The 13,684-nt window shown below is 67.7% G+C and carries 14 protein-coding genes; 7 read left to right on the top strand and 7 right to left on the bottom strand.

Annotated features, from left to right (window positions below):
* Window positions 1-14: 14 nt before the first annotated feature.
* Window positions 15-1,394 (top strand): uracil-xanthine permease family protein, encoded by a 1,380-nt coding sequence (locus OG300_RS34765; protein ID WP_405488401.1) that lies wholly within the window; start codon window positions 15-17, stop codon window positions 1,392-1,394.
* On the opposite strand, the gene OG300_RS34770 is transcribed toward OG300_RS34765, so the two are convergent.
* Complete coding sequence (locus OG300_RS34770; protein ID WP_405488403.1) at window positions 1,380-2,258, bottom strand: metallophosphoesterase; 879 nt, start codon at window positions 2,256-2,258, stop codon at window positions 1,380-1,382. The genes OG300_RS34765 and OG300_RS34770 overlap by 15 nt on opposite strands.
* 85 nt (window positions 2,259-2,343) lie before the next feature.
* Here OG300_RS34770 and OG300_RS34775 point away from each other — a divergent pair, with 85 nt between their 5' ends.
* On the top strand, window positions 2,344-3,171 hold the full coding sequence (locus tag OG300_RS34775) for an SDR family oxidoreductase (RefSeq protein WP_405488405.1): 828 nt from the start codon (window positions 2,344-2,346) through the stop codon (window positions 3,169-3,171).
* A 49-nt stretch (window positions 3,172-3,220) separates the two neighbouring features.
* On the opposite strand, the gene OG300_RS34780 is transcribed toward OG300_RS34775, so the two are convergent.
* The 5 genes from OG300_RS34780 to OG300_RS34800 form a co-directional block, all read right to left on the bottom strand.
* Window positions 3,221-3,781, bottom strand: coding sequence for a Uma2 family endonuclease (locus OG300_RS34780; RefSeq protein ID WP_405488407.1), 561 nt, complete (start codon window positions 3,779-3,781; stop codon window positions 3,221-3,223).
* Between the two features lie 231 nt (window positions 3,782-4,012).
* Window positions 4,013-5,092, bottom strand: a complete 1,080-nt coding sequence (locus tag OG300_RS34785) for an NAD(P)H-dependent flavin oxidoreductase (RefSeq protein WP_405488409.1) — start codon at window positions 5,090-5,092, stop codon at window positions 4,013-4,015.
* Complete coding sequence (locus OG300_RS34790) at window positions 5,089-5,847, bottom strand: CoA-transferase subunit beta (protein ID WP_405488411.1); 759 nt, start codon at window positions 5,845-5,847, stop codon at window positions 5,089-5,091. Before OG300_RS34790 ends, OG300_RS34785 begins: the two co-directional genes overlap by 4 nt.
* Window positions 5,847-6,722 carry a CoA transferase subunit A gene (locus OG300_RS34795; protein ID WP_405488413.1) on the bottom strand — a complete coding sequence of 292 codons (876 nt, stop codon included), beginning with the start codon at window positions 6,720-6,722 and terminating at the stop codon, window positions 5,847-5,849. The genes OG300_RS34790 and OG300_RS34795 overlap by 1 nt, the downstream gene beginning before the upstream one ends.
* Before the next feature lie 5 nt (window positions 6,723-6,727).
* On the bottom strand, window positions 6,728-7,507 hold the full coding sequence (locus OG300_RS34800; protein WP_405488415.1) for an enoyl-CoA hydratase family protein: 780 nt from the start codon (window positions 7,505-7,507) through the stop codon (window positions 6,728-6,730).
* 55 nt (window positions 7,508-7,562) lie between these two features.
* On the opposite strand from OG300_RS34800, the gene OG300_RS34805 reads away from it, so the two are divergent.
* The 5 genes from OG300_RS34805 (at window position 7,563) to OG300_RS34825 (ending at window position 12,613) form a co-directional block, all read left to right on the top strand.
* On the top strand, window positions 7,563-8,351 hold the full coding sequence (locus tag OG300_RS34805; protein WP_405498798.1) for an SDR family oxidoreductase: 789 nt from the start codon (window positions 7,563-7,565) through the stop codon (window positions 8,349-8,351).
* A gap of 44 nt (window positions 8,352-8,395) precedes the next feature.
* Complete coding sequence (locus OG300_RS34810; RefSeq protein WP_405488416.1) at window positions 8,396-9,307, top strand: SDR family oxidoreductase; 912 nt, start codon at window positions 8,396-8,398, stop codon at window positions 9,305-9,307.
* Between the two features lie 463 nt (window positions 9,308-9,770).
* Entirely contained in the window at window positions 9,771-11,051 is a 1,281-nt protein-coding gene (locus OG300_RS34815) for a hypothetical protein (protein WP_405488418.1), read from the top strand.
* A 10-nt stretch (window positions 11,052-11,061) separates the two neighbouring features.
* Window positions 11,062-11,574, top strand: a complete 513-nt coding sequence (locus OG300_RS34820; RefSeq protein WP_405488420.1) for an ImmA/IrrE family metallo-endopeptidase — start codon at window positions 11,062-11,064, stop codon at window positions 11,572-11,574.
* A gap of 19 nt (window positions 11,575-11,593) precedes the next feature.
* Entirely contained in the window at window positions 11,594-12,613 is a 1,020-nt protein-coding gene (locus OG300_RS34825; RefSeq protein ID WP_405488422.1) for a hypothetical protein, read from the top strand.
* Between the two features lie 620 nt (window positions 12,614-13,233).
* Here the strand turns inward: OG300_RS34825 and OG300_RS34830 are convergent.
* Window positions 13,234-13,650: a helix-turn-helix domain-containing protein gene (locus tag OG300_RS34830; protein WP_011207048.1), complete on the bottom strand. Its 417-nt coding sequence runs from the start codon at window positions 13,648-13,650 to the stop codon at window positions 13,234-13,236.
* Between the last annotated feature and the right edge of the window lie 34 nt (window positions 13,651-13,684).

The following is a 13,684-nucleotide window of genomic DNA, read 5'->3' on the forward strand; positions in this document are numbered from 1 at the left end:
AAAGCGGGCGAACGATGGATTTGGGTGTCCGCTGGACGCTGCACGGTGACGGGCGCACGCCCGCACCCGGCGCGGTGGTGCGACCGGACGAGCGGCTGTCGTGGCCGCGCACCTTCGGCCTGGGCGCGCAGCACGTGGTGGCCATGTTCGGGGCGAGTTTCGTCGCGCCCGTGCTGATGGGGCTCGACCCCAACCTCGCCATCATGATGTCGGGTGTCGCGACTGTCCTGTTCCTGGTGTCCACCCGCGGCCGCGTGCCCAGCTACCTGGGATGTTCGCTGTCGTTCGTCGGCGTGGCGGCGGTGATTCGCGCGCACGGCGGCAGTAGCGCGACGGTTACCGGAGCCTGCCTGGTGGTCGGTGCGGTGCTGTTCGCGATCGGTCTGGCCGTGCAGCGCTTCGGGGCCGGGATCATCCACGCCGCCATGCCGCCGGTGGTGACCGGCGCGGTGGTCATGCTGATCGGCTTCAATCTGGCCCCGGTCACCGCGTCCACCTACTGGCCGCAGGATCAGTGGACGGCGCTGCTGGTCATGCTGTTCACCGGTCTGGCCGTGGTCGGTTTGCGCGGATTCTTCTCGCGCATAGCGATTTTCCTGGGCCTGGTATTCGGGTACGCGCTGTCCTGGGTACTGGACCGGGTGCTCGGCAAGATCCACTCCACCAACGGCAGCGGCGTGGTCACCGACCACTGGCGACTGGATCTGTCCGGGGTGGCGCAGGCCGACTGGCTCGGACTGCCCAGCTTCCACGGGCCGTCGTTCGAATGGTCGGCGATCCTGGTGGCGCTGCCGGTGGTGATCGCGCTGGTCGCCGAGAACGCCGGGCACGTCAAGGCGGTCGGCGAGATGACCGGCGGCAATCTCGACGACCAGCTCGGCACCGCCATCGCCGCCGACGGTGCGGCCTCCATGCTGTCCACCGCGGTGGGCGGCCCGCCCAACACCACGTACTCGGAGAACATCGGCGTGATGGCCGCGACCCGGGTGTACTCCACCGCGGCCTATTGGGCCGCAGCGTTTTTCGCACTGCTGTTCGGCCTGTGCCCGAAGTTCGGTGCGATCGTGGCCGCCATTCCGGGCGGCGTGCTGGGCGGGATCACGGTGATCCTGTACGGCATGATCGGCCTGTTGGGTGCGCAGATCTGGACCAATGCCGGTGTGGACCTACGCAATCCGCTCAATCTGGTCCCGGCGGCCGCGGGGCTGATCATCGGCATCGGCAATGTGAGCATGAAGTTCACCGACGACTTCACCCTCAGCGGGATCGCCCTGGGCACACTCGTCGTGATCACCGGCTATCACGCGCTGCGCCTGGTCGCGCCCGCGCATTTCAAGGGTGAGGAGCCGCTGCTGGACGAGGGCACCTCGTCCTACGATTCACGCGGGCAGTGACCGCTGCTCGTCGGCGGGGACCTCTTCGAGCTTCTGATCGGTGGCGGGCAGCGGCAGCACATGCCAGGAGTGGTCGTTCGAATACTCCAGGTACTGCGAGGCTTCCGGGTCGCAGGCCAGACCCTCGACCCGGGTCCACTGTCCGTCGCCGCAGGCGACGACGTCGGTGTAGCGGACGTGCAGGTGCCCGTGGAACAGCAGGCTCGGCCGCAGTGCCCGCACCACCCGCTGGATGCGGTCCTGGTTCGGGTAGCACTCCGGCTTGTCCTTGCGGTTCCACTTCGGCTGCGAGGACCGCGGTTTGTCATGGGTGAGCAGCACATCCACCGGTGAGCTGTCGGCCGCGAGCAGCTCGCCGAGCTCCTCGTCGGTCATCTCCTCCTCCGGGAACCACAGGATGCCGGAGGTGACAGGCTGTTTCGAGGAGCCGTAGCGCCGCCGCTTCTCGACCTTCTCGGCCTTGCGCGCCTCCCGCGCCAGCCGCCAGCCCTTGTCGGTGGAGCGGGCTCCGCCGAAGGCCGCGAAGGCGGTGTCCTCCCAGGTCCAGCGGTGTCCGCGGGGCGCGTACCGGAGATGGCTGCGGCACACCAGGAATCCCTCGTCGTCCGGATGGTCGTCGTAGAGTTCGTGCAGCAGGGAGCTCTTGTCGTGGTTGCCGTCCAGGAAGTACACGGTCACCCCGGCCTTCTTGGCCGTCCGGTTCACCACGTCGAAGTAGTGCCGCCCCGACGGCATGTGCTCCCAGGCCCCGAAGTCGCCGACCACGAACACCTTCGCGCAGTCGTTGCGCACCGCGGCGCGGATCACGGTCTGCGCGTGCGTGGCATTGCCATGCAGATCTCCGGCAATCAGGACATTCCCCATCCGCATATGGTGGCAGTCCCGCGCCGGTCCGGCATCCACAATTCCGGTCCGCCACGCCCGGCCCGCGCGAATTAGGCTGACGACCATGAACTCTGTGTTGGTAACCGGCGCGGCACGCGGCATCGGCAAGGCCCTCTGCCTGCGGCTGGCGCAGCAGAACTGGCAGGTCTATGCCGGTGTCCGCAAGCTCTCCGACGGCGAGGCCCTCGCCGCCGAGGACTCCCGCATCGTCCCCGTCCTGCTCGACGTCACCAACCCCGACCACATCGCCGCCCTCGACGGTGTGCTCCCCACCGACCTGACCGCCGTGGTCAACAACGCGGGCATCGTCGCCGACGGGCCCGTCGAACTCCTCGATCTGGACACCCTGCGAAACCAGTTCGAGGTCAATGTCTTCGGCGCCCTGGCCGTCACCCAGGCCGTCCTCCCGCGCCTGCGCGCCACCCGAGGCCGAATCGTTTTCATCTCCTCCCTCAGCGGCCGCATCTCCACCCCCGGCACCGGCGCCTACAACTCTTCGAAGTTCGCCCTCGAAGGCCTGGTCGACGCCCTGCGAGTAGAACTGCGCCCCTGGCACATCCGCACCTCGCTGATCGAACCCGGCCCCATCGCCACCGACCTCTGGTTCGGCGCCACCGACATGATCGACAACACCACCGCCCGCCTCACCGCCCCCCAGCGCGCCCTCTACGCCAACCACCTGGCGGGCCTCCGCAAGATGTCCCAGCAGGTCCCCAAACTCGCCGCCCCCGTCGACACCGTCATCGCCGAGGTCGAAAAAGCCCTCACCGCAAAGAGTCCCCGAGCCCGCTACATCCCCGGCGTCCCCGGCAAGATCCAGGCCCTCGCGGTCCAGTTCACCCCGACCCCGATCCTCGACTTCATCTTCTCGAAGGTCGCGGGCGTCAAATAGCCCGGAAACGCGCTGAGTCCGCCCCCGGGCAAAGAGCTCCCGGGGCGGCTCAGCGATCTTCGTAGGTCGGCAGGCACCCGGTGTCCAGCGAGAACCCGAACGGCTCCGGCAACGGCAACTCGTCTCCGTACGAACCATCCAGGCGGCCAAGGTATTCGCCGTCTCTGGGGTGGGTGAACAACGTCCACCGCCCGTGACGGGGATCGACTACCAGTAGGGTCCGCACCTCGGCCGCGGCGTACCAGCTGTTCTTGTCGGTGATCTGCCGTGTCTTCTCGCTCTTGGAGATCACCTCGACCGCCAGCTCGACATCGTGCGGATCAGCGAGCCACTCGTCGTCCTGGTCCCAGGCGTCCGGAAGGATGATCAGATCAGGGGTGCAGTAGTCGTCGGGGTCGTCGCCCATCGGGATCGAGGACACCTCGTAGGGGGCGAGCCCGGGGATGAGCCGTGGCTCGATCTGCTTGCGCAGCCGGCGAATGGTTCCCGCGTGCTTGCCGCGAGGCGTGGGTGACATCACCAGATTTCCCCCCAGAATCTGTACGCGCAGCCCGGTGGCCAGTTCGATCTGTTCGGCGACGGCACGCAGATTACCGGGTCGGGGGTGCATGGCGGGGAGACTCACGACCGATCACTCCAATCCTCACGGACGGTTGCTCTCAACATAGCGTTACTCGTCAACAAATGGCCGTGTGGTGCGCGAACGCACGAAGCCGCCCCCGGGCGAGAGGGTCCGGGAGCGGCTCGGGCGCGCCGGAGAGACGGCGCGCGAGTGGATCCGAGGGTTGTTCGGATCCGGGTGCGCGGCCGATGGGTGGTGGCCGCGCAGTTCAGGGGTGCGTCAGGCGGATTCGGTGACGCGGTAGGTGTTGAGGTTGTCGATGCGGTCGATGGCCTCGGTGATGATGCGGTCGATCAGGTCGGCGACCGTGGGGAGGTCCTCGATGATGCCCGCCACCTGACCGGAGGCCAGGACACCGGCCTCGGTATTGCCTTCCACCAGACCGGCTTTCAGGTACATGGCGGTGTTCGCGCCCATGACGACCTGGGACCAGGTCAGGTCCTTGTGCTTGCGGGTGTTGAGGCCCTCTTTGGCGAGGGTGGTCCACTTCATGCCGGTCATGGACTTGAACTTGGCGGCATTGATCAGCGCGGCGGTCAGGCCGCGGATCGGGCCCGAATGCTCGAGCTTCTCGACCAGTTCGGTTTTCAGGACGCGGTGTGGCATGCCGTCGACCTTGAGCGAGACGACAGTGTCCTGCAGTCCGCGCTTGAGGTACTCCTGCTTCACCGAATCCGGGACGCTCGAGTCCTGGGTCAGCAGGAAGCGGGTGCCCATGGCGACACCGGCCGCGCCGTAGGACAGTGCGGCGGCCAGGCCGCGGCCGTCGAAGAAGCCGCCACCGGCCACCACTGGGATGTCGACGGCGTCGAGGACCGACGGCAGCAGCAGAGTCGTTGCGACGGAACCGGTGTGGCCACCGCCCTCACCGCCCTGCACGATCACCGCGTCCGCGCCCCAGGAGGCGACCTTCACCGCGTGCTTGGCCGCGCCGATGGACGGCATCACCACGACGCCGTTGTCCTTCAGCTTCGCGATCAGCTCCTTCTTGGGAGCCAGTGCGAAGGAGGCCACCTTCACGCCGTCGCGGATCATCATGTCGATGCGGTCCGGCGCGTCGGACAGATCGGCGCGGATGTTGACGCCGAAGGGCTTGTCCGTCTTGGCCTTCGTCTTGGCGATGGCCACCTCGAGCTCGTCGAGATCCATGGTGGCCGAGGCCAGGATGCCGAGGCCGCCCGCGTTCGCGGTGGCCGCGACCAGGCCGGGTCCGGCCACCCAGCCCATGCCGGTCTGCACGATCGGGTGCTCGATGCCGACCAGTTCGGTCAGCGGGGTGCGCAAACGCTGGGCGCTCATGCCGTCACTTCCTTCTCGCGGAAACCCTTGGGGTCCAGCACGGTCCGGATGATGGTGAGCTCTTCGTCGGTCGGCAGACGGGTTTCGCCCGCCGTGGCCAGCTCCGCGATCTCGAACGAGGTGTTCTCGGCGACCTCGTCGGCGCTCACACCCGGGTGCAGCGACAGCGCGCGCAGGGTGTGCTCGGGACCGTTGAAGTCGAACACGCCCAGGTTCGACACCACCCGGTGCAGGTGGTGGAAGCGGTAGGCCGGGTTCTCGGAATCGATCTTGTCGTAACCGATTCCGGAGACGATGTCGACCTGCTCGACGAACACCCGCTTGTTGTGCTTGGGCACGAAGTAGCTGGTGGCGTGGTTGATGGTGTTGCCGGGCGCGCCGCGCACACCGAACATCTGCCGGGTCGGCTGCTGCAGCGGGCCGAACGCGGAGAGGTTCTGGTTGCCGAAGCGGTCGATCTGGTTGGCGCCCATGACCACATGGCGGCGACCGGAATTGACCACGTCGAAGACCTTGGAGAACGGGAACCAGCCCTCCAGCGGAGCCTGGCCGCCGATCGGCGGGACCTCGGCGAACAGCCGCGCCTCACCGTCGGAGAGCACCAGGTCGGGCTCGAAGGTGAGCCGCGCCAGCCGCGCGCCGATGGTGGTGACGGTGGACATCGGGGAGGCCACGATCTCGCCCGCGCCGCGGAAGATCTCGGCGGACGCGACGACACAGACCTCGGCCCGAGTAATGGTGGTGGTGTCGGTCATTACTTCTGCTCCTCGGCGAAAGCCTTGACGGCATCCTGGTATTCGGCCTCGGACACGTCGAGGTAGCGGGCCTTGAACTCGGCCCACGACTCGGGGGTCTTGGCAGCCTCGACATAGTGGCGCTGGAACTTCTCGTCGCGGCCGTAGCTGCCGGAGAAGGTGAAGTGAGCGCCGCCGGGGGCCTCGACCACACCGTCGACCATCAGCCGGTTGAGGACGAGCGACTGCAGCGGAACGGCTTTCACCAGTTCGTCGGTCTCGACCAGACGATCCACCGACAGGTAGCGCTTCTCGGCGGCGAGGGCGTACAGGTCGTCCATGTACGGGTCGATGCCGGTGTAGGCGGCATTGCCGTGCTTGTCACCCAGGTCCAGGTGCATGAACGCGGCATCGAGATTCAGCGCGGGCATGGCGATGAGGGTCTCGGTCTTGCCGTCGGTCTGATAAGGCGACTGAACGGTTTTCAGCTCGCCCTCCCAGAAATCGACCACGGACGAACCCAGTCCGGCGCGGATCGGCAGGAACGGCAGACGCGCGGCCGCGGCCTGCAAGCCGCACTTCACCATGCCCTCGTCCATCTCACGCACGGTGATCTCACCGCCGGTGCGCGCCTTGGCGAACCACGGATCGTAGAAGGGCGCGGAGTCCAGCGACACGAAGCCGTAGTACGCCTTCTTGACCTTGCCCGCCGAGCAGAGCAGACCCAGATCCGGCCCACCGTAGGTGACGACCGTCAGATCCTTGATGTCCGAACGCAGGATCGCGCGGACGAAGGCCAGCGGCTTGCGCCGGGAACCCCAGCCGCCGATGCCGATGGTCATGCCGCTGCGGAGCTCGCCGACGACCTCGTCGAGGCTCATTCGCTTGTCGCGCATGATTCTTACGCCCCCTTCTTCTGTGCTGAATTCTTTTGGGCGGCCAGGTCGTCGTCGAACCGGGCGCGAATCTCATCGGCGACACCGGCGAGGTTGAGCTCCATGGTGAAGCCCTGCTCGAACCGGTAGGAGCGGTGCACGTCCTGCACGTCGATGCCGTTGAGCGCCTTCTTGGCGGCGCGAATGACGCGGCCGTCCTTGTTGGCGATGTTCTTGGCGACTTCCATTGCGGCGGCGTCGAGTTCGGCGCGCGGCACCACCTTGAAGACCGACCCGTAGTGGTGCAGCTGCTGCGCGGTGAGGGTGCCCGCGGTGTAGAACATGGTCCGCATCAGGTGCTGGGGGACCAGTCGCGACAGGTGGGTGGCCGCACCGAGCGCGCCGCGGTCGACCTCGGGGAGGCCGAAGGTCGCGTCGTCGGAGGCGACGATGACGTCGGAGTTGCCGACCAGGCCGATGCCGCCGCCAAGGCAGAACCCGTTGACGGCGGTGACGACCGGGACCTCACAGTCGTAGACCGCGGCGAAGGCGGCGAAGCAGCCGTGGTTGGCGCGGATCAGGGCGGTGTGGCCGACGTCGGCGTTCATCTCCTTGATATCGACGCCCGCGTTGAAGCCGCGGCCCTCGGCGCGCAGCACCACGACCCGGGTCTCCGGATTGCGACCGGCCTGGGTAATGGCGTCGGCCAGGGCGAACCAGCCGTCGGAGGGCAGGGCATTGACCGGCGGGTAGTCGACGGTGACTACCTCGACGCCCTCGGTTTCGGTTTGACGGTTGATCCCCATCGCAGGTCCCATCGTTGGCAAACAAGCAAGTGCTTGGTAGGTTAGCACGGTGGGTATCGAAGTAAACCTGTCCGGCTCGGTCGTCCTGGTCACCGGCGGCGTGCGCGGCGTCGGCGCCGGCATCAGCCGGGTGTTCCTGGATGCGGGCGCGACCGTGGTCGCCTGTGCGCGACGGCCCGGGGACACCCCCGTGCAGAGCAATGGACGCGGGATCGACTTCCTGCCGTGCGATGTGCGCGACCCGGATTCGGTGCGCGGACTGATCGAGCAGATCGTCCAGAAGTACGGACGGCTCGACACCGTGGTGAACAATGCCGGTGGCGCGCCCTTCGCGATGGCCGCCGATGCCAGCGCCAACTTCCACTCGAAGATCGTGCAGTTGAATCTGCTCGCGCCGCTGCTGGTTTCGCAGCTCGCCAACGAGGTGATGCAGCAGCAGGAGACCGGCGGATCGATCGTGATGATCTCCAGCGTCTCCGGGCATCGGCCCTCGCCCGGCACCGCGGCCTACGGTGCGGCGAAAGCCGGTGTGGACAGCCTGGTTTCGTCGCTCGCGGTGGAGTGGGCTCCGAAGGTCCGGCTGAACTCGGTGATCGTCGGCCTGGTCAACACCGAATCCTCGCACCTGCACTACGGCGACGAGGACGGTATCGCGGCGGTCAGCCGCACGGTTCCCATGCAGCGCATGGCCGCCCCCGAGGACATCGGCCGCACCGCCGCCTTCCTGGCCTCCCCGCTCGCCTCCTATGTCACCGGCAGCGCGCTGCTGGTGCACGGCGGCGGCGAGAAGCCCGCCTTCCTCGCGGCATCCACCGCGGACGTCCCGGCCGTCTCCGGCCAGTAGACCGATCGACAACGCTGAACTATTCAAGAGCAGAGGTATTCCCTATGACGGACAACAAGATCTGCGCGGGCCGCGTCGCCATCGTGACCGGAGCGGGTCGCGGCATCGGCCGCGCGCACGCCCTCGCGTTCGCCGCCGCCGGTGCGAAGGTCGTGGTCAACGACCTGGGCGCCGAGCTCGACGGCGCGCCCAGCCCGGACTCCCCGGCCGCCCAGGTGGTCGAGGAGATCAAGGCGCTCGGCGGCGAGGCGATCGTGAACGGTGACGACATCTCCGACTGGGAGGGCGCCCGCCGCCTGATCGCCACCGCCGTCGAGACCTTCGGCGGCTTGGACATCCTGGTCAACAATGCCGGTATCGTCCGCGACCGCATGCTGGTCAACCTGGCCGAGGACGAGTGGGACGCGGTCGTCAAGGTCCACCTCAAGGGCCACTTCGCCCCGATGCGGCATGCCGCGGAGTACTGGCGCAACGAGGCCAAGGCCGGTCGTACGCCGCAGGCCCGCATCATCAACACCAGTTCGGGCGCGGGCCTGCTCGGCTCGGTCGGTCAGGGTAACTACGCCGCCGCCAAATCCGGCATCGCGGGCCTGACCCTCACCGCGGCAGCCGAATTCGCGCGCTATGGCATCACCGTGAACGCGATCGCCCCGGCGGCGCGCACCCGGATGACCGAGACCGTGTTCGCCGACATGATGGCCGCTCCCGAGGACGGCTTCGACGCCATGGCCCCGGAGAACGTCTCCCCGCTGGTGGTGTGGCTGGGCAGCGTCGATTCCGCCGAGGTCACCGGCCGCATGTTCGAGGTCGAGGGCGGCAAGGTCACCGTCGCCGACGGCTGGCGGCACGGCGTCTCCATCGACCACGGCGCGCGCTGGAATCCGGCCGATCTCGGCCCGGCGGTCCGCGAGCTACTGTCCAAGGCGACCACCCCGGAGCCGGTCTACGGCGCGTAGATTCTCCGCTTCCGACCGTTTTCATCGCCGGTGCCCCGAACGGGGTACCGGCGATGGTCGTCTCGGGGATGGTGCAGCGAACGTGATGCAAACCACTCGGTCTAATTTTTTGATGCATTTCCGCTAGAAATCGACCGGATGTCCGATTGGCCCGAATTATGGCCGTTGCGTGGGGTTTCGGAGTGCGTTCGGGTGACGGATGAGGGCCCTGGGGTGCGTGTTCCGGTCTGGTCCAGTCCAATCACGCTGGGGCGCTTGAGGATATTGGGGACGTGGGCGACTGGCAGGCGTACGGTTTGTTGAACCCCCTAATGCGATCGGGACTTGCGCGGAATCACAGCGTGGCCGGTACGATGGCCGCGTTCCGCAACGGTTCGGCAATCGGGGCGATGCCGTGCTCGAAAACTGTCTTCGTGGGGAGACGAGCCCAACTGCGCAGTATCGATGAGGGGATGGCTGGCGCATGATCGTCGATCGTGCAATGCGCCTGGTGGCAGTGATCGCAGCTGTCGCCGGATCGGCGCTGCTCGGGCCCGGGGCCGCGTTCGCGCAGCCGGGCGGGCTCCCGCTCGATCCGGTCCCCGTCGGCCAGGATCCGGCCGCCGCGTCCGCCCCGCCCCAATCGATACCCTCGCAGCCGCAAGCCGTCGATGTACCCGTGTCACCGGTCGCCGGGCCGCCCGATCTGCTGGCCGCCATCCTCGGCATCGGAACCGGTTCCGCGGCCGTCGGTTCCGCCGGAGTCGGTTCCGCGGGCGTCGGCTCTGCCGGAGTGGGTTCCGCCGGAGTGGGCGGCACCGGCTCCGCCGCCCTGGGCACCGGCTCGGCCGTAACCGGTTCCGCGGGTGCGGGACTGGGTTCCGCGGTCGTCGGCACCGGATCAGCTGCCCTTGGCACCGGTTCGGCCGCACTCGGAACCGGTTCCGCGGCAGTGGGTTCCGCCGGTGTCGGCACCGGCCTCGCCCTGGGCGCCGGTTCCGCCGCGGTCGGTTCCGCCGCCGCCGGTACGGGTTCGGCGCTGCTGGGCATCCTGCTCGGCACCGGCTCGGCCGGAATCGGTTCGGCCGCAGTGGGTTCGGCCGCCGTCGGCTCCGCCGGTCTGGGCGCACTCTGCACCGGTTCCGCCGCTGTCGGTTCGGCGGGCGTCGGTTCCGCGGGTCTGGGTTCCGCCGTCGGCGGTTCCACCGGCGTTGGCTCGGCGGGCGTCGGCTCCTCGGTCGGCTCGGCCGCGACCGGTTCCGGTGTCGGTTCCGCCGGTGCGGGTTCGGCAGCCGGTTCCGCCGATCTCGGTTCTGCCGCAGTGGGTTCCGCGGCGGTCGGTTCGGCGGCCGTCGGTTCCGCCGCATTGTGCGCCTCCCCGCTACTGCTCCTGCTGATTCCGCTGCCCACCCCGCCCGCCGCCGTGCCCCCGGTGCCGCTCGAGATTCCGCAGGCCCCGGTGATCCCGCCGCTGCCCGCGCTCGCCCCGGCCGCGCTTCCACAACCGGAGCCGGCCCCGGCCGCACCCCCGCCGCCTCCGCCCCCACCGGTTCCGGCGCCCGTGCTGGCGCAGCCGGATCCGGACATCAAACCGACCTCGAGCAACAGCCCGCTGCCGCCGATCAAGGTGCTGTCGGTGATCGGCGGCCTGATCGCGATGGCCCTGGTGGGCACCGGTTCCGGAGCGGTCAGCTTCCAGGGCGCGTCCGCGGCGCAGGCCCGGGTGGATGCCGCGCGGGCCGCATTCTTCGGACCGAGGGTGTGAGGAAACCGCGATGACCGAGAGCAAGGCGCATAGCATCGGGTCCTACCGGCGGGTGGCCGCCGCGGTGGACGCGGTGTGCGCGGTGGCCGCCGATTTCGACGCCACCGACCTGGAAGAGGTGGTGCTCGCCATCTCCGCCGAGCGTCGCCGTCCGATCGAGATCGCCAGTGCCCAACTGGGTCCCGGCGTCTGCGGTCAGCGCCGCAGCTATCCGGACCGCGACGTGATCGTGCTCGCGCAGGCGCTGCCCAGCCGCGAGCACACCCTCGCCCACGAGCTCGGGCACATCGTTTTCGACCACCCCGGTGAGGCGGCCACCGAGGTGGTGCTCGAGGCCAGTGACGATCTCATCGCCTACATGCTCAGTCAGCGCGCCCACCAGAAGGTCGTCGACCTGGGTGACGACGAGCAATGCGAGTGGGAGGCCGAGACATTCGCCAGCATGCTCATGACCCGCCTGCGCGTGTTCAACAGCCGGGGCGCGGGCGTCTCGGTCCTGCGATTCGACGAGGCACTCGGATGACCGAGCGAAAGGACACGGCATGACCTTCTGGTTGACGGCGCTGCTGGTCTGGATGGCCTCCGGCGCCCGAGTGGGCCGGGTGCTGGTGAAACCGGCGACCACCGCCCGCGTCGCGATCGTGGTCGCGGTGGCCGCGGTGGCGCTGGCCGCCACCATCGGCGTGCCGGAAATCGGTGTGGCCGTTGATCATCTGATGCCGAACGGCGTGCACGGTCAGTGGCTGGGGGACCGGGTGGTGACCGCGGCCTGGATCATGTTCGCCACCGCCACCTCGGTGGTGGCGGCCGCCGCGTGGCCGGTGGTGTCGCGGCGGAATCTGCGTCAGATCGGCTGGATCATCTACGGGGCCGGGCTGATCGCCATCATCGCCACCTTGACCTGGTCGACCACCTTCGGCTGGGCGATCGTGCTGATCGAGTGCGTCTTCGTGGCCTTCACCGGTGTGCGAAACCTGGACTGGACCACGCTGGGTCGCGGCATCGCCCTCTACACCTCGGGCACCTTCGTGGTGGGAGTGCTGGCGGCACTGTCGATTCGGCGCGCCATGCACGATCGGCCGATGCCCGCGCCCGGGCAGTCGGGCTGGTACTGGCCGGTCTGGCAGATCGCGGCACTGCTGATCGCGATCGGCGCGGTGTGGATCGTGATCGAGCTGTGGTGGCGAGCGCGGATGCTGCTCAAGCAGATTCGGACATTGCACCGGGTACTGATCGCACGTTTCCCGGAGGTGGTGGCGCACGAGCAGACCGGTTCGGGCACTCAGCTCAAGGCTTCCGATCAGGTCGCGCAGATCATGGACGCGCTGTACCTGCAGTCGGGTGGCGGGTTGGAGTTGGCCGCCGCGGGTGTGCCGCCGGAGTCGGTGGCCGAGCGGGCGCAGCGGGTGGCGGACTGGGCGCGCGATCCGTTCGGCGAAGTGGTGATCGACGGCCGCTGGATCTCACCGCCCGCGGGGGTCAGTCCGCGCGGTTGGGTGCAGGCCATCGCCCGTGCCTACGATGCCGCGACGAGTACTGCCCCGGCTGCCATCGGACGCTAGCAATTTACCTTTTCATTACCTCCGGCGATCGCCGGAGGTGATCTTCTCGCCCATCACGCGAAGATCACCGACGCGTCGGGAGATGTTCATCCGAGTACGCGTTATTGGCACAGTTGTGCCGGAAGTCTATCGCCGCAATTGTGATCTTGTCGCAAATGCGCAAGTCCCGTACTACGCATGATTGCCAAGGGCGTGGCATTCCGGGGGGTCTTCACGATGAGACTTCGTATCCGAGGTTTCGTCTCATCGAACCCGCCGTGCGTAGTACGGGACTTTGCTTGCGATCTTGCGTGCCGAAGATGGTGCATTGGGGGCGAAACACTCACAGTGCACAAAACGACATAGTGCACAAAACAACTCACTCGCAGCCCACGTCGACCCCGGGCGGCGTAATGCCAGGTTTGTGCATAATGCACCAGCGCAGGGGTCTACGCCACATGGCCTCAGCGAACTGGGACCGGTGCAACATTCTTCACCTGAACCGCATGGTTCGGCGGGTGGAGTCACTGCCCTGCAAGCAGTGGCTCCATCCGCCCCATGTCGGGCCTGGAACGTGGTCTGTCACAAACCAACACAGTGCGGCCTCCGAGCTAGCCGCCCTGTGTTGCGCTGTGGCAGGCCTATTCCGTGCCGTCCGGAGGAATTTCGGGCAGCCCTTCGCTGGCCCGCAACTTCTCCGCCATAGAGGTGAGTAGGTTCTGAGATTCCTCGGACAGGTCGAACGCTCTACTCGACAGTCGACGGAGTCCGTAGCCCTGCAGCTGGGACAGCAGCTCGAGATCATGATCGATCTTCGCCGCATAGATGTCGTTGAAGAAGTAGTCCGGTTTGACCTTGAAGAACTTTGCCAGAGCAGCCACCGTCTCATCCGACGGGTTCGTGCGCTGTCCCGACCGCAACTGCGACAGATACGGTTTCGAGATCGGATGGCCGGATGCCGTCAAGGCGGCCGCCACCTCTGCGTTCGTGTGCGGCTTACGCCCCGGGGGATGCACGGTTTCGAACAGCTTGTTCAGCCGCGCCGCGAAATCAGCCATTGTGAGCCGCCCAATTCCCTTCGCTGTACTAACA

Origin of the sequence: Nocardia sp. NBC_00511 (assembly GCF_045161165.1) — a bacterium.
In the GTDB taxonomy this organism is placed as follows: domain Bacteria; phylum Actinomycetota; class Actinomycetes; order Mycobacteriales; family Mycobacteriaceae; genus Nocardia.